The sequence below is a fragment of the Burkholderia pyrrocinia genome, assembly GCF_022809715.1.
Lineage (GTDB): Bacteria > Pseudomonadota > Gammaproteobacteria > Burkholderiales > Burkholderiaceae > Burkholderia > Burkholderia pyrrocinia_C.
This window is the reverse complement of the sequence record NZ_CP094460.1, coordinates 1,242,156-1,261,751: the sequence shown is the minus strand read 5'-3', so window position 1 is coordinate 1,261,751 and position 19,596 is coordinate 1,242,156. Positions and strand designations below refer to the sequence as shown.

22 protein-coding genes are annotated in these 19,596 nt (G+C 67.2%); 9 read left to right on the top strand and 13 right to left on the bottom strand.

Going from position 1 to position 19,596, the window contains the following annotated elements; genetic code table 11:
* Nucleotides 1-9: 9 nt before the first annotated feature.
* From metC to lysA, 5 genes are all read right to left on the bottom strand, one after another.
* Nucleotides 10-1,191, bottom strand: coding sequence for a cystathionine beta-lyase (gene metC / locus MRS60_RS22525; protein WP_243566716.1), 1,182 nt, complete (start codon nucleotides 1,189-1,191; stop codon nucleotides 10-12).
* Nucleotides 1,192-1,255: 64 nt separating this feature from the next.
* A complete protein-coding gene (locus tag MRS60_RS22520; RefSeq protein WP_034180538.1) occupies nucleotides 1,256-1,981 on the bottom strand; it encodes an amino acid ABC transporter ATP-binding protein in 726 nt (241 codons plus the stop codon).
* A gap of 44 nt (nucleotides 1,982-2,025) precedes the next feature.
* On the bottom strand, nucleotides 2,026-2,685 hold the full coding sequence (locus tag MRS60_RS22515) for an amino acid ABC transporter permease (protein WP_131948438.1): 660 nt from the start codon (nucleotides 2,683-2,685) through the stop codon (nucleotides 2,026-2,028).
* Nucleotides 2,686-2,752: 67 nt separating this feature from the next.
* The gene (locus tag MRS60_RS22510) at nucleotides 2,753-3,553 is read right to left on the bottom strand and encodes a transporter substrate-binding domain-containing protein (protein ID WP_243566715.1); all 801 of its coding nucleotides are present in this window, start codon (nucleotides 3,551-3,553) and stop codon (nucleotides 2,753-2,755) included.
* Between the two features lie 638 nt (nucleotides 3,554-4,191).
* The gene (lysA, locus tag MRS60_RS22505; RefSeq protein ID WP_034180535.1) at nucleotides 4,192-5,430 is read right to left on the bottom strand and encodes a diaminopimelate decarboxylase; all 1,239 of its coding nucleotides are present in this window, start codon (nucleotides 5,428-5,430) and stop codon (nucleotides 4,192-4,194) included.
* A gap of 109 nt (nucleotides 5,431-5,539) precedes the next feature.
* On the opposite strand from lysA, the gene MRS60_RS22500 reads away from it, so the two are divergent.
* Nucleotides 5,540-6,454: a LysR family transcriptional regulator gene (locus tag MRS60_RS22500; RefSeq protein WP_243566714.1), complete on the top strand. Its 915-nt coding sequence runs from the start codon at nucleotides 5,540-5,542 to the stop codon at nucleotides 6,452-6,454.
* Between the two features lie 56 nt (nucleotides 6,455-6,510).
* Nucleotides 6,511-7,110 (top strand): GNAT family N-acetyltransferase, encoded by a 600-nt coding sequence (locus MRS60_RS22495; protein ID WP_243566713.1) that lies wholly within the window; start codon nucleotides 6,511-6,513, stop codon nucleotides 7,108-7,110.
* A gap of 141 nt (nucleotides 7,111-7,251) precedes the next feature.
* Here MRS60_RS22495 and MRS60_RS22490 read toward each other — a convergent pair whose 3' ends face one another.
* The 4 genes from MRS60_RS22490 to MRS60_RS22475 all read right to left on the bottom strand — a co-directional run bounded on the left by MRS60_RS22490 (nucleotide 7,252) and on the right by MRS60_RS22475 (nucleotide 9,670).
* Complete coding sequence (locus MRS60_RS22490) at nucleotides 7,252-7,830, bottom strand: DUF4142 domain-containing protein (protein WP_243566712.1); 579 nt, start codon at nucleotides 7,828-7,830, stop codon at nucleotides 7,252-7,254.
* Between the two features lie 391 nt (nucleotides 7,831-8,221).
* Nucleotides 8,222-8,845 carry an HAD hydrolase-like protein gene (locus MRS60_RS22485; protein WP_243566711.1) on the bottom strand — a complete coding sequence of 208 codons (624 nt, stop codon included), beginning with the start codon at nucleotides 8,843-8,845 and terminating at the stop codon, nucleotides 8,222-8,224.
* A 301-nt stretch (nucleotides 8,846-9,146) separates the two neighbouring features.
* Entirely contained in the window at nucleotides 9,147-9,413 is a 267-nt protein-coding gene (locus MRS60_RS22480; protein WP_034180530.1) for a Txe/YoeB family addiction module toxin, read from the bottom strand.
* Entirely contained in the window at nucleotides 9,410-9,670 is a 261-nt protein-coding gene (locus MRS60_RS22475) for a type II toxin-antitoxin system Phd/YefM family antitoxin (protein WP_034180529.1), read from the bottom strand. Before MRS60_RS22475 ends, MRS60_RS22480 begins: the two co-directional genes overlap by 4 nt.
* Before the next feature lie 224 nt (nucleotides 9,671-9,894).
* Here MRS60_RS22475 and MRS60_RS22470 point away from each other — a divergent pair, with 224 nt between their 5' ends.
* Together MRS60_RS22470 and MRS60_RS22465 are read left to right on the top strand one after the other, a co-directional pair.
* Nucleotides 9,895-10,338 carry a GNAT family N-acetyltransferase gene (locus MRS60_RS22470; protein WP_034180528.1) on the top strand — a complete coding sequence of 148 codons (444 nt, stop codon included), beginning with the start codon at nucleotides 9,895-9,897 and terminating at the stop codon, nucleotides 10,336-10,338.
* A gap of 57 nt (nucleotides 10,339-10,395) precedes the next feature.
* Nucleotides 10,396-10,614 (top strand): DUF1653 domain-containing protein, encoded by a 219-nt coding sequence (locus tag MRS60_RS22465; protein ID WP_006480837.1) that lies wholly within the window; start codon nucleotides 10,396-10,398, stop codon nucleotides 10,612-10,614.
* Nucleotides 10,615-10,637: 23 nt separating this feature from the next.
* Here MRS60_RS22465 and atpC read toward each other — a convergent pair whose 3' ends face one another.
* On the bottom strand, nucleotides 10,638-11,096 hold the full coding sequence (gene atpC, locus MRS60_RS22460) for an ATP synthase F1 subunit epsilon (RefSeq protein WP_034180527.1): 459 nt from the start codon (nucleotides 11,094-11,096) through the stop codon (nucleotides 10,638-10,640).
* An 11-nt stretch (nucleotides 11,097-11,107) separates the two neighbouring features.
* The gene (gene atpG, locus MRS60_RS22455) at nucleotides 11,108-11,977 is read right to left on the bottom strand and encodes an ATP synthase F1 subunit gamma (protein ID WP_034180526.1); all 870 of its coding nucleotides are present in this window, start codon (nucleotides 11,975-11,977) and stop codon (nucleotides 11,108-11,110) included.
* A gap of 145 nt (nucleotides 11,978-12,122) precedes the next feature.
* On the opposite strand from atpG, the gene MRS60_RS22450 reads away from it, so the two are divergent.
* From MRS60_RS22450 to fabI, 4 genes are read left to right on the top strand one after another with little or no spacing between them, the layout of a single operon-like run.
* Nucleotides 12,123-13,094, top strand: a complete 972-nt coding sequence (locus MRS60_RS22450; RefSeq protein ID WP_034180525.1) for a phosphate acetyltransferase — start codon at nucleotides 12,123-12,125, stop codon at nucleotides 13,092-13,094.
* 10 nt (nucleotides 13,095-13,104) lie between these two features.
* Nucleotides 13,105-14,313, top strand: coding sequence for an acetate/propionate family kinase (locus tag MRS60_RS22445; RefSeq protein WP_131948430.1), 1,209 nt, complete (start codon nucleotides 13,105-13,107; stop codon nucleotides 14,311-14,313).
* Between the two features lie 8 nt (nucleotides 14,314-14,321).
* On the top strand, nucleotides 14,322-15,443 hold the full coding sequence (locus tag MRS60_RS22440) for an alpha/beta fold hydrolase (RefSeq protein ID WP_034180523.1): 1,122 nt from the start codon (nucleotides 14,322-14,324) through the stop codon (nucleotides 15,441-15,443).
* 28 nt (nucleotides 15,444-15,471) lie between these two features.
* Nucleotides 15,472-16,233, top strand: coding sequence for an enoyl-ACP reductase FabI (gene fabI, locus MRS60_RS22435; RefSeq protein WP_034180522.1), 762 nt, complete (start codon nucleotides 15,472-15,474; stop codon nucleotides 16,231-16,233).
* A gap of 20 nt (nucleotides 16,234-16,253) precedes the next feature.
* On the opposite strand, the gene MRS60_RS22430 is transcribed toward fabI, so the two are convergent.
* Nucleotides 16,254-17,465 (bottom strand): winged helix-turn-helix domain-containing protein, encoded by a 1,212-nt coding sequence (locus tag MRS60_RS22430; RefSeq protein ID WP_105391134.1) that lies wholly within the window; start codon nucleotides 17,463-17,465, stop codon nucleotides 16,254-16,256.
* Nucleotides 17,466-17,896: 431 nt separating this feature from the next.
* On the bottom strand, nucleotides 17,897-19,285 hold the full coding sequence (locus tag MRS60_RS22425; protein ID WP_051983669.1) for an MFS transporter: 1,389 nt from the start codon (nucleotides 19,283-19,285) through the stop codon (nucleotides 17,897-17,899).
* Between MRS60_RS22425 and MRS60_RS22420 the strand changes: the two genes are divergently transcribed.
* Nucleotides 19,236-19,529, top strand: a complete 294-nt coding sequence (locus MRS60_RS22420) for a hypothetical protein (RefSeq protein WP_165948027.1) — start codon at nucleotides 19,236-19,238, stop codon at nucleotides 19,527-19,529. The genes MRS60_RS22425 and MRS60_RS22420 overlap by 50 nt on opposite strands.
* Nucleotides 19,530-19,596 lie beyond the last annotated feature (67 nt).

Genomic DNA, 19,596 nt, shown 5'->3' with positions numbered 1-19,596 from the left:
CGCCGGACTTCAGGCTTCCGCGAGCGCGACGGCGCGCATCCTCGCGAAACCGGCAGCGAGGTCGGCGATCATGTCGTCGGGATGCTCGAGCCCCGCGTGAATCCGCAGCAGCGGGCCGGCCGCCGCCCATTGCGTGGCGGTGCGATGGCGCGACGGATTGGACGGGACGATCAGGCTTTCGAAGCCGCCCCAGCTATACCCCATGCCGAAGCACGTCATTCCGTCGAGCAGCGCGCGCACCGCATCGTCGGGCTGCGGATGCAGCACGATGCCGAACAGCCCGCACGCGCCGGTGAAGTCGCGCTGCCACAGCGCATGGCCGGGGTCGCCGGGCCGCGCCGGATACAGGATCTGCGCGACTTCCGGCTGTTGTGCGAGCCATTCGGTCAGCACGTGCGCGTTGCGCTGGTGCCGCTCGAGCCGGACCGACAGCGTGCGCAAGCCGCGCAGCGCGAGATACGCGTCGTCGCCGCTGACGGTCATCCCGAGTTGCCGGTAGAAGCGCGTGACCTTCGGCGCAAGCGCCTCGGTCGTCAGGATCGCACCCATCAGCACGTCGGAGTGTCCCGCGATGTATTTCGTGGCGGCATGAATCGACACGTCGACGCCATGCGAAAACGACCGGAAATTCAGCGGCGTGCCCCAGGTGTTGTCGAGCAGCACGACCGCGCCGTGCCGGTGCGCGACGCGGCTGATGGCCGGGATGTCCTGCATTTCGAAGGTCAGCGAACCCGGCGATTCGGCAAATACCGCGCGCGTGTTCGGCCGCATCAGCGATGCGATGCCGGCGCCGATCGCCGGATCGTAGTACGTCGTCTCGATGCCGAGGCGCGCGAGCGTCTCGTCGCAGAACGAGCGGGTCGGGTCGTACACGGAATCGGCCATCAGCAGATGGTCGCCGGGGTTCAGCACAGCGAGCAACGCGGTCGTGATCGCGCTGAGGCCGCTCGGCGTGAGCAGCGCGGCGTGCGCGCCTTCGAGACGCGCGAGCGCCTTCTCGAGCGCGCGCGTGGTCGGGCTGCCGTGACGCCCATACGCGAGCGGCGTGCCGCGCACCGCGTCGAGCGCGTCGGTGTCGTGAAAGAGCAGCGTCGACTGGCGGTACACGGGCGGGTTCACGGGCGAACCGGGCTGGCCGTGCGAGCGGCCTTCGTGGGCGAGTACGGTGTCGGTCGAATGCAGGTGGTTCAAGGTGTCGTCCTTTGAGGGGCAATCAATCAGTCAATCGAAGCGGTGCGAGGCAGTCGCCGCGCGGTCAATGCAGGATCTTGTCGAGGAAGTCGCGTGCGCGTTCGGAGCGCGGCGCGGCGAAGAACCTGTCGCTGGCCGCATCCTCGACCACCGCGCCCTGATCCATGAAGATCACGCGATGCGCGACCTTCCGCGCGAAGCCCATTTCATGTGTGACGCATACCATCGTCATGCCGTCGCGCGCGAGCTCGACCATCACGTCGAGCACTTCGTTGATCATCTCGGGGTCGAGCGCCGAGGTCGGTTCGTCGAACAGCATCGCGACCGGGTTCATCGACAGTGCGCGCGCGATCGCGACGCGCTGCTGCTGCCCGCCTGACAACTGCCCCGGATACTTGTGCGCATGCGCCTTAAGGCCGACGCGATCGAGCAGCTTCATGCCGTTCTCGACGGCCTCGTCCTTGCGGCGGCCGAGCACCTTGATCTGCGCGAGCGTCAGGTTCTCGGTGATCGACAGGTGCGGAAACAGCTCGAAGTGCTGGAACACCATGCCGACGCGGGCGCGCAATTGCGCGAGTTTCGCGCCGGGATCGCCGAGCCGCGTGCCGTCGACGGTGATGCTGCCTTTCTGGAACGGCTCGAGACCGTTGATCGTCTTGATCAGTGTCGACTTGCCGGAGCCCGACGGCCCGCACACGACGACCACTTCGCCTTTCGAGACCGCCGCGCTGCATGCCGAGAGGACCTGATGCTTGCCATACCATTTCGATACGTTGTCGAGCGTAATCATGTTCTGTCCGTCGTTGAGGTTCGGGATGAAGGTCCGGCACGCGCTCAATGCGTGGACGGCAGCGCGAGGCGCGTCTCGACACGGCCCTGAAGCCGCGTGAGCAGCGTGCTCAGCACCCAGTAGATCGCGGCGGCGGCGAGATAGAGCGGCAGCGGCTGGAACGTCGCGGCAATCACTTCCTGCGTCGAGCGCAGCAATTCGGTGACGGTGATCACCGAGACCAGCGACGTGTCCTTGATCAGGCTGATCAGCGTGTTGCCGAGGCTGGGCACCGCGAGGCGCAGCGCTTGCGGGCAGACGATGTAGCGCAGCGTCTGCACGTGCGTGAGGCCGAGGCTGTGCGCGGCCGCCCATTGCCCGCGGCCGATGCCGAGGATCGCGCCGCGCATGCTCTCCGACAGATAGGCGCCCGCGTTGAGCGTCAGCGTGAAGATGCCGGCCGTCGTCGGATCGAGCGTGATGCCGAGATCGGGCAGCCCGTAGTAGACGACGAACATCTGCACGAGCAGCGGCGTGCCGCGCATCAGGCTGACGTAGCCCTGCGCGAGCCCCGCTGCGAGCCGGTTGCTGCCGATGCGCATGATCGCGATCACGAGCCCGACGACGAGGCCGAGCGCCATTGACGCCACCGCGAACTTCAGCGTGAGCACGGCGCCCTTGACCATCACTGGCAGCGTATGAACGACCAGATCGAGTGCTTCCATCACGTGTCTCCTGATTGTGTGCCGGACGGCCCGCGCGTTCGTGCGCGCGGGCTCGGGGCGGGCTGCGTTATTGCGTCACCGGCTTGGTCGTGTCCGTGCCGAACCACTGCATCGAGATCTTCTTCAGCGTGCCGTCCTGTTGCAGCGACGCGACCGCATCGTCGATCGCCTTCGCGAATTTCGGATTGCCCTTGCGGAACGGGATGCCCATCCGGTCCTCGCCGCCCGCGAGCACGGAGCCGGGGCGCAGCGGCAGGTGCGAGTTCTTGATCAGGTAGCTGAGCATCAGGCGATCGTTGACCGCCGCGTCGATTCGACCGGCCGCGAGGTCGCGCAGGTTTTCCGGCGTGCCCGGATACACCTGCAGGTCGATCGCGGGCACGGTCTTGACGAGATCGACGTAGTTGCTGCCCATCGTCACGCCGACCTTCTTGCCCTTCAGTTCGTCGAGCGACTTGAACGCGCGCGTGTCGTTCTGCCGTTGCAGCAGTTGCGCGGACGAATACACGTACGGTACGCTGAAGTCGAGCGCCTGCTGGCGCGACGGCGTGATCGCGACCTGGTTGACGATCACGTCGAACTTGCCGGCCTGCAGGCCGGCGAGAATCCCGCTCCATTCGGTCGTGACGAACTGCGGCTTCACGCCGAGGCGTGCAGCGACGGCCTTCGCGATGTCGACGTCGAAGCCTTCGAGCTGGCCGTCGGCATTGCGGTAGTCGAACGGCGGGTAGGTGCCTTCCAGCGCGATCTTCAGGACTCCGGCCTGTTTGACGGTGTCGAGCAGGTCCGCCGCGTGCGACGTCGTAGCCGCGATGCAGAGGAGGGCGGCGGCGATGCCTTGCTTGAGCGTCGGGGTGAAGGGCTCCATGGTTGTCTCCGTGGTTGTTGTCGAAAATTCAGGGTGTGCGAAGTCGCGGCGACGGGCGTCGTCGCCGTGAGCTGGAAATCGATGCGGCGTGTGGCGGCGCGAGTCGTTAGCCGCCGTGCGTGATGCCGTGCGTTACGGCATGCGTTCGCGCGCGCTGGTGGATCGGCGCGAATGCGGATGAAGGCGCGAGAAGCGCGAGCGGTCGCAGCGTGACGCGTGAGCGGGCCGCGCGGCACACGTGTCGAACGTGTTCCGGTGCGCGGCGAAGAGTTCAAGCATGTTGTTCATGATTGCCCGTGCGGCTTTGCGAGAGTGGTGGACCGGGTGCATCGACGATGCGTATCCGGCGACAAGAATGCTGTGCGACTGAGGGCAATCTTAGGTTTGTCAAAAAGGAAAGTGTTTCCAAAGATGCACGCACTTTCTACGTGCCATGGAATGTTTTTCTCCGCATGCGAAAGGTGGCGTAAGCGATCTGCTGCGGTTGCGCGTGATGCGAGGCATCAGGTGCTACGGTGCGGTCGTGCGGTTGCTCCGGGCCGCGACCGGGCGAACCTGCAGCACGCCGAAAAGCAAAACGGCCGGGCTTGCCGGTAGCGGCAAGCCTGGCCGTTGGCCTTCGTCACGCCGAAAGCGCGTTACTCGAACGTCTCGAGCGCGAGCAGTTCGCCGATCGTCTGCCGGCGGCGGATCAGCCGCGGCGCGCCGCGATCGACGAGCACTTCCGGCGCGAGCGGCCGGCTGTTGTAGTTCGAGGACATCGACGCGCCGTACGCGCCTGCGTCGTGCAGGAACAGCAGGTCGCCGATCTGCGGCTGCGCCAGCTTGCGGTGCGTGACCACGCCGCCCGCGTCCTGCGTGAACACGTCGCCCGATTCGCACAGCGGCCCCGCGATCGCGAGGTCGACGAGCGGCCGGCCGGCCGGCAGCGCGCCGTCGTGCGTGTGCACGGATACCGCGTGGTAGCTGCCGTACATCGACGGGCGCATCAGGTCGTTGAAGCCCGCGTCGATCAGCACGAAATCGTGCTTCGGCCGGCGGTTGACGGCCTGCACTTCGGTGACGAGCGTGCCGGCTTCGGCGACGAGGAAGCGGCCCGGTTCGATCTCGATGCGCACCGCGTGGCCGAGATGCCGTTCGATCCGCTTGCGCGCGGCGTCCCACTGGCTGAAGTAGTGACCGACGTCGACACGCGGCTCGCCGTCGCGATACGGAATCGACAGGCCGCCGCCGGCCGAGATCGCGTCGATGTCATGGCCGAGCGACGTGACGAGATCGACCATCGCATCGCACACCTGCGACAGGTGGCCGTAGTCGACGCCCGAGCCGATGTGCATGTGGATGCCGACGAGCTTCAGCCCATACTGGCGCACGATCTCGATCGCGCGCGGCACGTCGTCGATCCAGATGCCGTGCTTGCTTTGCGGGCCGCCGGTGTTGGTCTTGTTGCTGTGGCCGTGGCCGAAACCGGGGTTGACGCGCAGCCACACGCGGTGGCCCGGCGCGTGCTCGCCGATGCGCGCGAGCATGTCGAGCGAACCCGCGTTCACGGTCACGCCGTGCTTCAGTACGGCCGCGAGCGTCGGGCGGTCGATCAGGTCGGCCGTGAACACGACGCCTTCCGGCTCGCCTGCCGGACTGAACCCGGCCGCAAGGCTGCGCTCGATCTCGCCGAGCGACACGGCATCGACGCACGCGCCTTCCTCGCGCATCAGCTTCAGGATATGGACGTTCGAATTCGCCTTCTGCGCGTAGCGGATCACGTCGAACTGGCGCAGTTGGGCGATGCGGTCGCGGATGACGTCGGCGTCGTACACCCACAGCGGGGTGCCGTATTGCTGCGCGAGCGTCGCGAGCTGGCGGGAATCGAGGGACATGGCGGATGAATCGTGTCGAATGAACGGATAGCGTGGATGATGCGCCTGTTCGGCTATACAGTAAAATGCCTGTTATTCGACATTCGATTCATTCCTGATATAGCAGATCATGCTTACGCACCGCCATATCGAGGTCTTTCGCGCGCTGATGGTCACCGGCAGCACGACGCGCGCGGCCGAGATGCTCTATACGTCGCAACCGACGATCAGCCGCGAACTCGCGCGGATGGAGCAGGTCGTCGGCTTCGCGCTGTTCGAGCGCGCGCACGGCCGGCTGCGGCCGACGATGGCCGCGCTCACGCTGTTCGACGACGTGCGGCTTGCGTATGTGGGGCTCGAGCGCGTCGCGGCGACGGCCGCGCGCCTGCGCGAGTTTCGCGACGGCCAGCTTTCGGTGATCGCGCTGCCGGCGTTCTCGCACGCGATCCTGCCCGGCGCATGCCGGCGCTTTCACGCGGATCATGCGGGCGTCAGCGTGTCGGTCGCGACGCAGGAGTCGCCGGTGCTCGAGGAGTGGCTGACCGCGCAGCGGTACGACCTCGGGCTGACCGAGCACGACGTCGCGCCGGCCGGCACGCTGCTTACGCCGCTGCTCGAAGTCGACGAAGTGTGCGTGCTGCCCGACGGCCATCCGCTGCTCGCGCAGGACGCGATCGATCTGCTGGATCTCGCCGATCGCCCGTTCGTGAGCCTGTCGCTGAACGATCCTTATCGCATCCTGATCGACGAGGCGTTTGCGCAGTTGGGCGTCGCGCCGCGCTCGGTGGTCGACACACCGTCGGCCGTGTCGGTGTGCGCGTTCGTGCGGCAGGGGCTCGGCGCCGCGATCGTCAATCCGCTGACTGCGCTCGATTTCGTCGGGCGTGACCTGCACGTGCGGCCGCTCACGCGGTCGTTTCCGTATCGGGTCAGCATGATCGTGCCCGAGCACCGGCCGAAGAACCTGCTCGTCGATGCGTTTGCCGACGCGCTGCGCGGCGAGGCGAAGGCGATCCGTCGCCGGCTTGCCGCGCTTCTCGACTAGCGGCGCCGTATGATGGCCGTTTCGCCGCCATCGTCCTCACTTTCCGGAACCTTGTCATGACCGATGCTTCGCTTTCCATCGAACCACCGACCCTCATCGGCGAGCGCGTCGAACTGCGGCCGCTCGAAGCATCCGACCGGCAGGTGCTGCTCGATGCCGCCGCGGACGGCCGGTTGTGGAACCTGAAGGTCACGGTCGTGCCGGGCGCGGAGACGATCGACGCGTATATCGACACGGCATTGCAGGGGCGCGCGGCCGGCACCGTGATGCCGTTTGCGATCGTCGATCGCGCATCGGGCCGCGTGATCGGCAGCACGCGCTTCTGGAAGATCGATCGCAAGAATCGCAAGCTCGAGATCGGCCATACGTGGCTGAGCGAATCGGCGCAGCGCACGCGCGCGAATACCGAAGCGAAGTGGCTGTTGCTGACCTACGCGTTCGACACGCTGCACTGCGTGCGCGTGCAGTTCACGACCGACGAGCTGAACGAGAAATCGCGCGCGGCGATTCTGCGGCTCGGCGCGAAGCAGGAGGGGATCGTGCGTCACGAACGAATCATGCCGGACGGCCGCAAGCGCAATTCGGTGCGCTTCAGCATCATCGACGAAGAATGGCCGGACGTGCGCGCGCGGTTGATGGCGAAGCTCGCGACGTAACGCATGACGCGTGACGAGGGACGTGCAGCGCGCGCGTTCGCGGATCGTCTGGTCAGGCGTGCATCGCGCAGCCGGCTGGGGAGGCGGCTGCGCGATGACAGGGGAAGCGGTGCGCCGCGCACGACGCGCGGCGCTGCATCGTTACTGCGCCGATGCGAGGTGGTGACGCTCCGCGAGTTTCTGCGCGTCCGCGTAGTGCTTCTGCAGGATCGGCAGCGACTGGCGTGCGACTTCCTTCAGCTTCGTGTCGCGGCCCGACGCGATTTCGGCCTGGAAAGCCGAGATCGTCTTCTGCTGGCCGGCGAGCGCGACCTGCTCGATATACGCCTTGTCGAACTCGGCGCCGCGCAGGCTCTTGATGCTGTTCAGCACGGTCGTGTCGGGGTCGTTGGCCGGCACGTCGACGCCGCGCGGGCTTGCGGCGCGCATCGCCTGGATGATCTTTTCATCGTCGGCCGACACACGTTGCGCGAAAGCCTTGACCTGGCTGTCCGACGTGCGCGCATCGGCGATGCGTGCCGCGTCGTGCTGCGTCGACACGGTCTTCGTACCGTCCGTGATGAAGGCCTGGTCGGCTTCGTGGATGCGCGGCGCGGCAGCGGCCGGCGCGGCGGGCGCTGCGGGCGCCGGTTGCGCGGTTTGCGCGGTCGCGGTCACGGCGACGAGAAGCAGGCCGGCGGCAGACAAGGCAAGGCGCGAGATGTGGGGAAAGCGGTTCATGGGACCTCCTTTCGATCGGGGCTCTGGTTAAAAATACGGATGACGTGATCCGTAGCTGTGCGAGAGACCGGGCGCGCCCGGGCCGGATTCGACCGCCGCTCTGCCGCGGCGCCGGTCGAAGTGTTTCCCGGCCCGACTGATTCTAGGAGAGCGCTCGGGTAGCAGGTGCAACCGCGCTGTGGTTTGTGTAACGGTTGGTAAGACCCATCGATGGGCAGGTGCGCGTACCGGTATTGCGTACCTGGTGCACGCGTGGCGGCGGCAATTTTTGCGCATGCGCGGCGTGCGGGATGCACGTGCGTGTCATCTGCATTTCATCGTCGTGCTGCTGTTGCCTTGTCGTGTGCGTCGAGCGACGTGACGACTTGCGCGTGCGATGCGCTTGAACGTGTCACACGCGATCGAGCAGTGCATCGAGGCGCGGCAGCAACGGCGTCGCGCAATGCGCCTGCAATGCGTCGGGTGCGGTGTAGCCCCACGCGACACCCTGGAATGCGATGTGCGCGCGTCGTGCGGCGTCGGCATCGCGGATTTCGTCGCCGACATACAGCACTTCGTCGGCGCGCACGCCGGCCTCGCGAACGAGCGCGCGCAGACGCCGCGCCTTGCCGAACAGCGGAATGCCGCACGCGAAGGTGTCGACGCGGCTGCTGGCACGCGGGCCGAGCCGGTCACGCACGATTTCCTCGGTATTCGACGTGGCGATCGCGATGCGGATGCCGCGCGCGGCGAGCGCGTCGAACGTTTCGTCGACGCCGGGAAACAGCATCACTTGCGCGACGCGCGGCTTCATCAGGCGGCGCATGTCGATCGTCACGCGCGGCACTTTCCACATCGGCACGTCGAGCGCACGGATGATGTCGCGCGCCGACATGCCGCGCAGCGCCGGGCGCAGCTCGGGCGTGGCGTCGCGAAAGCCGTGCAGGCGCGACGCTTCCGACAGCGCCGCGAGAAAGCTGTCGAGCGAATCGGCGAGCGTGCCGTCGAAGTCGAATGCGATGAGGCGATAGGACATGACGCGATGTGACGGGTTTATTGAGCAGGCGACATTGTCACCGAATCGAGGCCCGTCGCCTGCACGGTCGCGCATCTGGTGTCACCTTCCGGTCGGTCGTCGGGAACATGCGCGGTTGTAGAAGGCCGGCACGGGCTACATCATCCACCGAAGTGCGTGTGCGGATAAGCGGGCGAGTGCAGCGAGCGTTGCCGTCTGGCGCGCGCCGCACGAAAACCCGGCCGCTTCCGCTGAAGCGTTGCAAGGCCTGCCGGGCGCTGCCGGCGCCGTGAGGCGGAGAGGGTAGTGCTCCGGAGGGGAGCTACTCGTAGTGATAGCGACAGGACACGATGCTGATCTGAAGGTCGTCAGCCTCGTAGACCAGGCGGTTCGTGTCGTCGATACGGCGCGACCAGAAGCCGGAGAGATTGGCCTTCAAAGGCTCGGGTTTGCCGATGCCTTCGAACGGCGTTCGCTGGGCTTCGCGAATGAGCTGGTTGATGCGCTTGAGCGTCTTGCGATCCTGCCCCTGCCAATAGACATAGTCGTCCCACGCGTCGGAAGTAACGAGCACGCGGCGTACGCTCATTCACCATCCTCGGCGAGCTTGTGTACTTTCGCCTTGCCCTTGCGCAGTTGCGCGATCGAACGTTCGAGATGGGCGACGTTGGCCGGCGAGCGCAGCAAGTGAACCGTCTCCATCAGGCTGTCGTAGTAGTCCTGCGACATGATGACGGCGTTCGGTGCATCGCGGCGCGTGATGAGCGTCACGTCCGCATCGTCGACAACCTGGTCGATGACGGTCTTCAGATTGCCGCGGGCATCCGAAAAATGAATCGTGCGCATGATTTGCCTCACTTGTACATATAACCGTACAAGTATGGCACGATTGATAAATATGTACGGGTTGCTGTACAAGTTTCCCGGTGAGTGTATGTGGTTGCGCGCCACAGTCCGGCAAGAGGATTCTCGCCTGTCGTGCCGCAGCGGTGTGGTGGTGCCGCTTGTAGCCCGCCGCACAGCGCGGTATCGTCGATGCTCCGCCTCCCGCCCCCCACCGGAGAACAGACGTGCCCGCAGCCACCCCCGCCACGCTGAGATTTTCCACCGACAAGCGCGAACTCGACATCGACGCGATCTTCGACTTCCTGCATCGCGATGCATACTGGTCGCAGGGCATTCCGCGCGACGTGGTCGAGCGTGCGATCGAGGGTTCGCTGTGTTTCGGTGCGTATGTCGGCGACCGGCTTGTCGGGTTCGCGCGGCTCGTCACCGATCACGCGACGTTCGCGTATCTGTGCGACGTGTTCGTGCTGCCGGCCGAACGCGGCAACGGCTACGGCCGCGCGCTTATCGATCACGTATTCGCGCAGGAGATGGTGCAGCGCCTGCGTCGCATCATGCTCGTGACGACCGACGCGCACGAACTGTACCGGCCGGTCGGCTTCGGGCCGTCCGCGAATCCCGAGCGGCTGATGGAGATCCGCCGTCCCGACATCTATACGAAACGCTGACGCGCGGCGCAGCGCATACAATACGCGCTTTCCGTTTTTGCCGAAGAGAAGCCCATCATGACCGAACAGGAAGCCGAACAACTCGCGACGCATCGCCACTACAAGGGTGGTTTGTACCGTTATATCGGCGTCGCCCGCCATTCCGAAACCGAGGAATCGGTGGTCGTGTACGAGCATCTGTGGCCGCATGCGCGCGGCCTGTGGGTGCGGCCGGAAGCGATGTTCAACGGCAATCTCGAAGACGGCACGCCGCGTTTTCGCAAGCTGCGCGACTGAGCGGGCAACACCGGCGCCGGCACCTAGCCTGCGCCGCCCGGGTTGTCGTGCGACGCCTGTTGCCGCAGCGCCATCGTGAAGAAGCGCCGGATTTCATCCATCAGTTCCGCGCGGGCCGACGCGAAATCGAACGCGCGCCGGTTTTCGTGCGCGTAGCGCCGGCGCCAGTCGTCGGCCGCATGCCGCGCCTCGCGTGCGCGCAGATCGTCGAGTTCGGGCGTGCGCAGCGCGTGATCGGCGATCAGCGTCACGCCGTCGCGGCCGACCTCCAGCACGCCGCCCGCGACGAGCAGGCGACGATGCTCGCCGGTCGGCGCGTCGACGAGCGTCACGACGCCGGGCCGGATCCGCGTGAGCAGCGGCGCGTGGTGCGGATAGATCCCCAGTTCCCCGCTTTCGCCCGGGACGACGACGAAATGTGCGTCGCCGGCATACAGCACCGCTTCCACGCTCAGGATGTCGAGCCTCATCGACGTCGTCATGCGCGCCCCCTTCAGACCGCCGCCGCGCCGGCGACGATTTCGCACAGCTCGGTGGTGATCTGCGCCTGCCGCGTCTTCTGGTACAGGTGCCGCAGTTCGCGCAGCACGCGGTCGGCGTTGTCCGTCGCGGTCTGCATGCTGAACATCCGCGCGCATTGTTCGCACGCATAGTTTTCGACGACCGCCTGATAGAGCGTTGCCTCGACGTAGCGCAGCAGCAAGGTATCCACGACCGGTTTGGGCGCGGGCTCGTAAAGATAGTCGGATGCCGCCGCGCCGTCGGCCGGCGCGCCGGTGTCGATCTTCGCGATCGGCAGCATCGCATCGATACGCGGCTCGTACGCGAGCGGGCTCGTCAGCCGGTTGTAGGCGACGTGCACTTCGTCGAGCTCGCCGTTGACGAACGCGGTCAGCGGCACGAGCAGCGCGCCGAGCAACTGGTCGAAGTGCGGCTCGGCGGCCAGGCCGCTCGCGCGCGCCGTGATGGTTGCGCCGTGGCGCATCAGCGGCGCGATGCCGCGCGCACCGATCACGCTCAGTTCGCACGCGACGCCGGCCCGGTCCCAGCGTTCGAGCGCATCCACGCATGCGACGAGCAACCGCGCATTGAGCGGGCCGCACAGCCCGCGATCGGTGCTGACGACGATCAGGCCGACGCGGCGTACGGGATCGCGTCGCGCCATCAGCGCCGACACGTGGTCGGGCCGGTCGCGCAGCACGCGTTCGGCCATCGCCCCGATGCGCGCCGCATACGGGCGGAACTCGCGGGCGCGTCGCTGCGCGTTCGCCATCTTGGTGCGCGCCATCATTTCCATCGCCTTGGTGATCGTGCGCGTGGACGACGTACTGGCGATCTTCGAGCGGATTTCGCGTATGTGCATGTCAGGGGGGCGCCGCGGCCATCCGGATGTCATCGTGTGGTTTCATGCTATCGGGACTTCACCTGAAACGATTGACGAGGGTCAAACGATTTCGCCCGGTCTCGCACCAGAATTCTTTTACGTAATCCTCGCGAAGGGGTATTCGATGACCGATTTCCGCCAGCACCAGAAGTACGACGCGCTGATTGCGCGTTGCCGCTCGCTACGCCCGGTGACGGTCGCGGTTGCGCATCCTTGCGACGAGGTATCGCTGCGCGCGGCCGTCGCCGCCGCTCGGGCCGGTATCGTCGTGCCCATCCTGGTCGGACCGACGGCGCGCATCACGGCGCTTGCCGCGACGCTCGGCGTCGACCTGTCCGGCTACCGGCTCGTCGATGCGCCGCACAGCCACGCGTCGGCCGCGCGCGCCGTCGAGCTGGTGCGCGCGGGCGACGCGCAGGCGCTGATGAAGGGCAGCCTGCACACCGACGAGTTGCTGGAGGAGGTGGTGCGCGCCGATACGGGGCTGCGCACCGGGCGGCGCCTGAGCCACGTGTTCATCATGGACGTGCCGACTTACCACAAGCCGTTGTTCATCACCGACGCGGCGGTCAACATCCGTCCGACGCTCGAGCAGAAGGCCGACATCGTGCAAAACGCGATCGATCTCGCGCACGCGCTCGGCATCGGTCAGCCGAAGGTCGCGATCCTGTCGGCGATCGAGACGGTCAGCTCGAAGCTGCCGTCGACGCTCGACGCGGCCGCGCTGTGCAAGATGGCCGAGCGCGGCCAGATCACCGGCGCGCTGCTCGACGGGCCGCTCGCGCTCGACAATGCGATCAGCCCCGAAGCCGCGCGGCTCAAGCATCTCGGTTCGGCGGTCGCGGGCGACGCGGACATCCTTCTCGCGCCCGACCTCGAGGCGGGCAACATGCTCGCGAAGGAGCTGACGTTCCTGGCGAACGCCGATGCAGCCGGCATCGTGCTCGGCGCGCGCGTGCCGGTGATCCTGACGAGTCGCGCGGACAGCGAACGCACGCGCCTGGCGAGCTGCGCGGTCGCGGCGCTCGTCGCGGAGGCGGCGCGCACCACGGCGGCGCTCGCTGCCGCGCCGGCCGTTGCGGCCGACGCACACTGACGGGGCCGCGATGCGACATCCCGTTCTGGTACTCAATGCCGGCTCGTCGAGCCTCAAGTTCTCGGTCTACGACACGCGCGAGGATCGCTCGCTCGATGCGGGCCTGCACGGGCAGGTCGAGAACCTGCATGGCACCCCGCATCTGTTCGTGTCCGACGCGCACGGCGCGACGCTCGCCGACAGCCCCGTCGCGCGGCCGGGGCACCAAGGTGCGATCGAAGCGCTGCACGCGTGGTTCGCAGCTCACGTCGGGCGGGAGGCCGCGTTCGACGGCGTCGGGCACCGGGTCGTGCACGGCGGCCCGTATTTCACCGCGCCGGTGCGGATCGACACGCGCGTGCTCGATGCAATAGCGTCGCTTTCGCCGCTCGCGCCGCTGCACCAGCCGCATCACGTCGACGCGATCCGCGCGGTCGCCGCGGTCGCGCCGAACCTGCCGCAGGTCGCGTGCTTCGACACGGCGTTCCATTCGACGATGCCGGCGCTCGAACGGGAGTTCGCGTTGCCGCGCGCGCTGACCGAACAGGGGATCGTGCGCTACGGTTTCCACGGGCTGTCGTACGAATACATCACGACGGCACTCCCGGCGCTCGATCCGTCTTGGGCGCAGCGCCGGACCGTCGTCGCGCACCTCGGCAACGGCGCGAGCCTGTGCGCGCTCGCGAACGGCCGCAGCGTGGCGACGACGATGGGGTTCACGGCCGTGGACGGGCTGCCGATGGGCACGCGCACAGGCGCGCTGGACCCGGGCGTGATCCTTTACCTGCAGCGTCACGAGGGCCGGTCGCTCGACGAGGTCGAGCATCTGATCTATACGGAATCGGGTTTGCTCGGCGTGTCCGGCGTATCGAGCGACATGCGCACGCTGCTCGCGAGCGACGCGCCGTCGGCCGCACACGCGGTCGAGCTGTTCGCGTACCGCGCGGCTCGCGAACTCGCCGCGCTGGCCGGCGTGCTCGGCGGTCTCGACATGCTCGTGTTCACGGCGGGCATCGGCGAGCACGCGCCGCGCGTGCGTGAACGGATCTGCAGCCGCGCGGCGTGGCTCGGCATCGCGCTCGACGACGCGGCGAACGCCGCCGGCCTGCCGGTGATTTCGAGCGACGCGTCGCGCGTGACGGTGCGCGTGATCCCGACCGACGAGAACCTGATGATCGCGCGGCACACGCGCCGCGTGCTGGACGACGCGATCCCTTCCACGCCGTATCCGACCCGGTGAAACCTTCCATGACAGCACGCGACACGTCTTCCCCTGCCGTCAGCGCCCCCGCGCTGCCGATGTTCTGGCCGATGGCCGCCGCCACGGCGATGTTCGCGGCCGGCTCCGAGATCGCCGCGCGCAATCTCCGCTTCCTCGCGGAAGAGGAGAAGCTGCATTTCGAAGTGCATCCTGCGCTGGCATCGACGAACCGGCCGTTGCTGGAGCTGCGGACGATGACGTTTCGCGATTATTCGGCCGCGCCGGCGCACGGGCTGCCGACGATCGTCGATGCGCCGTACGCGGGGCACAGCGCGATGATCGCCGACTACCAGCCGGGGCAGAGCCTGATGCAGACGCTGCGCGAGCACGGCGTGACGCGCCTGTACCTGACCGATTGGCGCTCGGCCACCGAGGACATGAAGGACCTCGAGATCGACCAGTATCTGGCCGAGCTGAACGTGTGCGTCGACGAGCTCGGCGGCCGCGTGAATCTCGTCGGGCTGTGCCAGGGCGGCTGGATGTCCGCGATGTACGCGGCGCGTTTCCCGCACAAGGTCGCGAGCCTCGTGCTGGCTGGCTCGCCGATCGACACCGACGCGGGCGACGGCCCGATCAAGCGGATGGTGCACACGTATCCGACGTCGTTCTACGAGGAGCTCGTGGCGATGGGCGGCGGGCTGATGCGCGGGCGCTTCATGCTGCGCGGCTGGAAGAACATGCATCCCGACCAGCACTATCTTGCCGAGCACGTCGACCTGTACGAGCATCTCGACGATCCCGAATACCTGCGCAAGCGCGAGGTATTCGCGAACTGGTACGAAAGCCCGATCGACCTGCCGGGACGCTGGTACCTGCAGGCGATCGTGCAGATCTTCAAGGAGAACCGGCTCGCGAAGGGCACGTTCGTCGCGCTCGGGCGCACGCTCGACCTGAAGGACGTCGCGTGCCCGGCCTATCTGCTCGCCGGCGAGGCCGACGACATCACGACGCCGGAGCAGGTGTTCGGGGCGCGCGACCGGCTCGGGACGCCCGCGTCGCGGATCGAGAGCCGGCTCGTGCCGGGCGGCCATATCGGCCTGTTCATGGGGTCGCGCACGCTGAAGACGGTGTGGCCGGACATCGCGCGCTGGATCGCGGCGCAGCGCTAGGCCGGCGCGGATCGACACGGGGGGCGGCATGACGTTGCGACACAAGCGGGGGCTCGTCGTCGGCATCGCGAACGAGCAGAGCATCGCGTGGGGATGCGCGCGTGCGTTTTGCCGGGCGGGCGCCACGCTCGCGGTGACCTGGCAGTCGGAGAAGACCTTGCCGCACGTCGAGCCGCTGTTCGCGCAACTCGACGCGCCGATCCGGATGCCGCTCGACGTCGGGCGGCCCGACCAGATGGCGGCGGTGTTCGACGCGATCGCGATGCAATGGGGCGCGATCGACTTCGTGCTGCATTCGGTTGCGTATGCACCGAAGGCCGATCTCCAAGGCCGCGTCGTCGACAGCTCGCCGGAAGGCTTCTCGTTGGCGATGGATACCTCGTGCCATTCGTTCATCCGGATGGCGAGGCTTGCCGAGCCGCTGATGACGCAGGGCGGGAGCCTGATGGCGATGAGCTATCTCGGCGCGGAGCAGGTCGTCGCGAACTACGGGGTGATGGGGCCGGTCAAGGCCGCGCTCGAATCGAGCGTGCGGTACCTGGCGGCCGAACTCGGCGGCACGGGCATTCGCGTCAACGCGATTTCGCCGGGCGCGCTGCCGACGCGCGCGGCATCGGGCCTGCCGGACTTCGACCGCCTGCTCGACGACACCGCGCGCCGGGCGCCGCTGCATCACGCGCTGGACATCGACGACGTCGGCGCATTCTGCGCGTTCCTTGCGAGCGACGGCGCACGGGCGATCACGGGCGGCACGCACTATATCGACGCCGGCATGCACATGCTCGGCTAGCGTGCCGGCGGCACGCGGCGTCAGGTGCGCGCGAATGCCTGCACGAGGGCGGGGGGCGCGTGTGCGACCGCGACCTCCGGCGTGCCGTGCCACGCCGCGAGCTTCTTCACGGCCTTCGCGACGTCGGCCGCGAGCCCCGTGCCGAACCGCACGCCCGGCTCGACATGCACGGCCTTCAGTTCGAACGTGCCGAGCGAGCGGTGCGCTTTCGCGTCGACGCGGCCGACCAGCCGGCCGCGATGCAGCACGGGCAGGCAGAAATAGCCGTAGCGCCGCTTGTGCCCGGGCGTATAGCACTCGATCGTGTAGTCGAAACCGAACAGCGTCGATGCGCGCCGCCGGTCCCATACGACGGGATCGAACGGCGACAGCAGCGTCGTGACCGTCGAGCGCAGCGTGTCGGCCGCGGCGGCCGGCAGCAATGCGTCGAGCGAGCGATGCACGTAGGCCGGTTCCTTCCAGTCGTCGATCTGCACCGGAATCAGGTCGCCCGCATCCGCGAGCCGTTCCAGCTCGTCGCGATACGAACGGCGCGGCAGCCGATAGTAGTCGGCCACCCAGTCCGCGCGCACGACGCCGAGCGCGCGGCACGTGTAGTCGAGCAGCGCGGGCAGCACGGCTTCGCGCGGCGGCAGGTCGCGCGTGTCGTCCCAGCCGGGCAGCACGCGCTCGCGCACGTCGTACACGCGCTGGAAATTGCGGCGTTCCGACACCATCAGGTCGCCCGTCGTGAACAGCACTTCCAGGTGGCGCTTCTCGGGCTTGCGGTCCCACCAGCCGTTGCCCTTCACGCCATCTTCGCGGACGAAATCGGCCGATCGCACCGGGCCGTCGTCGCGAATCCGCGCGAGCAGCCGCTCGATCTCGTCGCGATTCTGCGCGTGCCACTCGGCCGCGTATTTCCAGCCCATCCCCGACGGATCGAGCATCTTGTAGCGCATCAGGCCGAACTGCTCGATCGGCAGGAAACACGCTTCGTGCGACCAGTATTCGAACAGGCGCGCCTCGGCGAGATGTTCGTCGAGCCACTGCGGCGAGAAATCGCCGAGACGGCTGAACAGCACGAGATACGGGCTGCGCGCGACGACGTGAATGGTGTCGATCTGCAACTGCGCCATCCGGCGGATCGTGTCGAGCACGTCGGCCTTGGTCGCCTTGCGGCGGGGCGGCGTCAGCAGACCTTGTGCGGCGAGATGCAGCGCGCGGGCGGCGGCGGGCGAGAGCGTAAGCATCGGAATGGCGGCTGAGGGTGGCGGTCGGCGATCACTTTAGCGCGAAAGCGGCGCGCGCGTGCGACGCGCCGATGCAACGCGTCTGACAATGCTTGACAGATGCGTTTCGCAAGTTTCCCTATAGTGCAGAGCATGGCGCGACGACAAGTGCGCGCAACGATTCCGCTTCCGACGCACATATGTCCATGGCACGCAGGAAGCGAATCCGGGATTCTCAACCCCCATCGGGAGACCCGGAGCCCTGAGCGGACATCCATGCGGCTGTGCACCGGCCCCGTGTGGATGTCCGCTGATTTTTTTGTTTTTCCGGTTTTTCGCAGGCTGCCGCGCGACGTGTGATGCCGCGGCGCGCGTTTCCCCAGGCCGTAGCGTGCGGAACAGGCCGTCGTGTCTTGCTGCGCCGCAACGCGGCGAACCGAAGTGCTTGCCGCTTATTGCCGCTTGCCGCGCGCGACTTCGTCGCCGGCGCCGGGAGGCAGCCGCCGCGTGATCGGAATCGACGCGAACGAGCACAGCCCGACCACGACGAACGCGGGCCAGAAATCCGACCAGACCATCGTCTGGTGGCCCTGCAGCCAGTGCGACACGTGCAGCACGATGCCGGCCACCGTCACGCCGAGCCCGAGCGACATCTGCTGCACGACGCTGCCGAGGCTCGTGGCACGGCCCGCGTCGCGCGGCGAGATGTCCGCGTAGATCATCGAGTTCAGGCTCGTGAACTGCAGCGCGGGGAAGATGCCGCCGACGAGCACGATCAGCCAGATCGCCCAGGTCGCCATGCCGGGATGGAATACACCGTACGCGGCGATCGCGAGCCCCGCGAATGCCGCGTTGTAGATCAGCACCGTGCGAAAGCCGAAGCGGCGCAGCGTGTGCGTGGCCGTCGAGCGGCTCATCGCGCCGCCGAGCGCGGACGCGCACGTGATGAGCCCCGAATGGAACGCGCTCATGCCGAGCCCTTCCTGCAGCGCGAGCGGCAGCAGGAACGGCACCGCGCCGAGGCCGATGCGGAACAGCGACCCGCCGACGACGCTCGCGTGGTAGGTCGGGATCTTCAGGAAACTGAGGTCGAGCACCGGGCGCTCCTTGCGGCGCGCGTACGGCACGTAGAGCGCGAGCAGCACGGTGCCGGCCACGCACATCACGATCGCGTTCGAGCGCGAGGTGAGCGAGCCGTCGAGCAGCGTGAGGCCCATCAGCAGCAATGCGGCGCCGCTTGCCGACAGCAGGAAGCCGAACCAGTCGAGCGGACCCGGATCGGGCTCGTGCGTGTTCGCGATGTGCTTGCTCGCGAGATAGATCCCGTAGATGCCGATCGGCACGTTGATGAAGAAGATCATCCGCCAGTGCAGGTAGGTCGTGATGAAGCCGCCGACGAGCGGCCCGACCGTGGGCCCGAACAGCGCGGGAATCGCGAGGTAGTTCATCGCGCGCACGAGATCCGAGCGCGGCACCGCGCGGAAGATGATGATGCGGCCGACGGGCACCATCATCGCGCCGCCGACGCCTTGGATGAAGCGTGCGAACGTGAGCACGCCGAGGGAACTGGAGGCCGCGCACATCAGCGAGCCGACGACGAAGATGCCGATTGCCGTACGGAAGACGGAACGTGCGCTGAAGCGGTCGGCGAGCCAGCCGCAGATCGGGATGAACACGCCGAGCCCGACCACGTAGGCCGTGATCGCAACGTTCAGCGTGACGGGGTTGTGCCCGAAGTCCCTCGCCATCGCGGGCAGCGCGGTGACGATGATGTTCGCGTCGACGCTTTCCATGAACAACGCACAGGCAACGATGAGCGGTGCTAGAAAGACGGGCGACATGGGCTGGGCGCGCGGTAAAGACGCCATTATGCCCATAATGTTGCCGATGCGTCACGCGCGACAACACTTGTTCCGCATGTTGCAACAGTCGTTCCTGCTGCCGCGCGCGAAAGAAGAGACGACCGCCGCGCCGGCTGCGGCGCATGACACGACACATGACATCACCCCGCCGCAGCGACCGCGAAACTTGCGTGCGGCGCACGTTTCATGCGACAGTCGGACCCACTCGCAACACAACATATGACGCGCATCGATCGAGGGCCATCGAGACGAGCGCGCGCGCGAACGAGACCTCGTGCCGAGCCACTCAC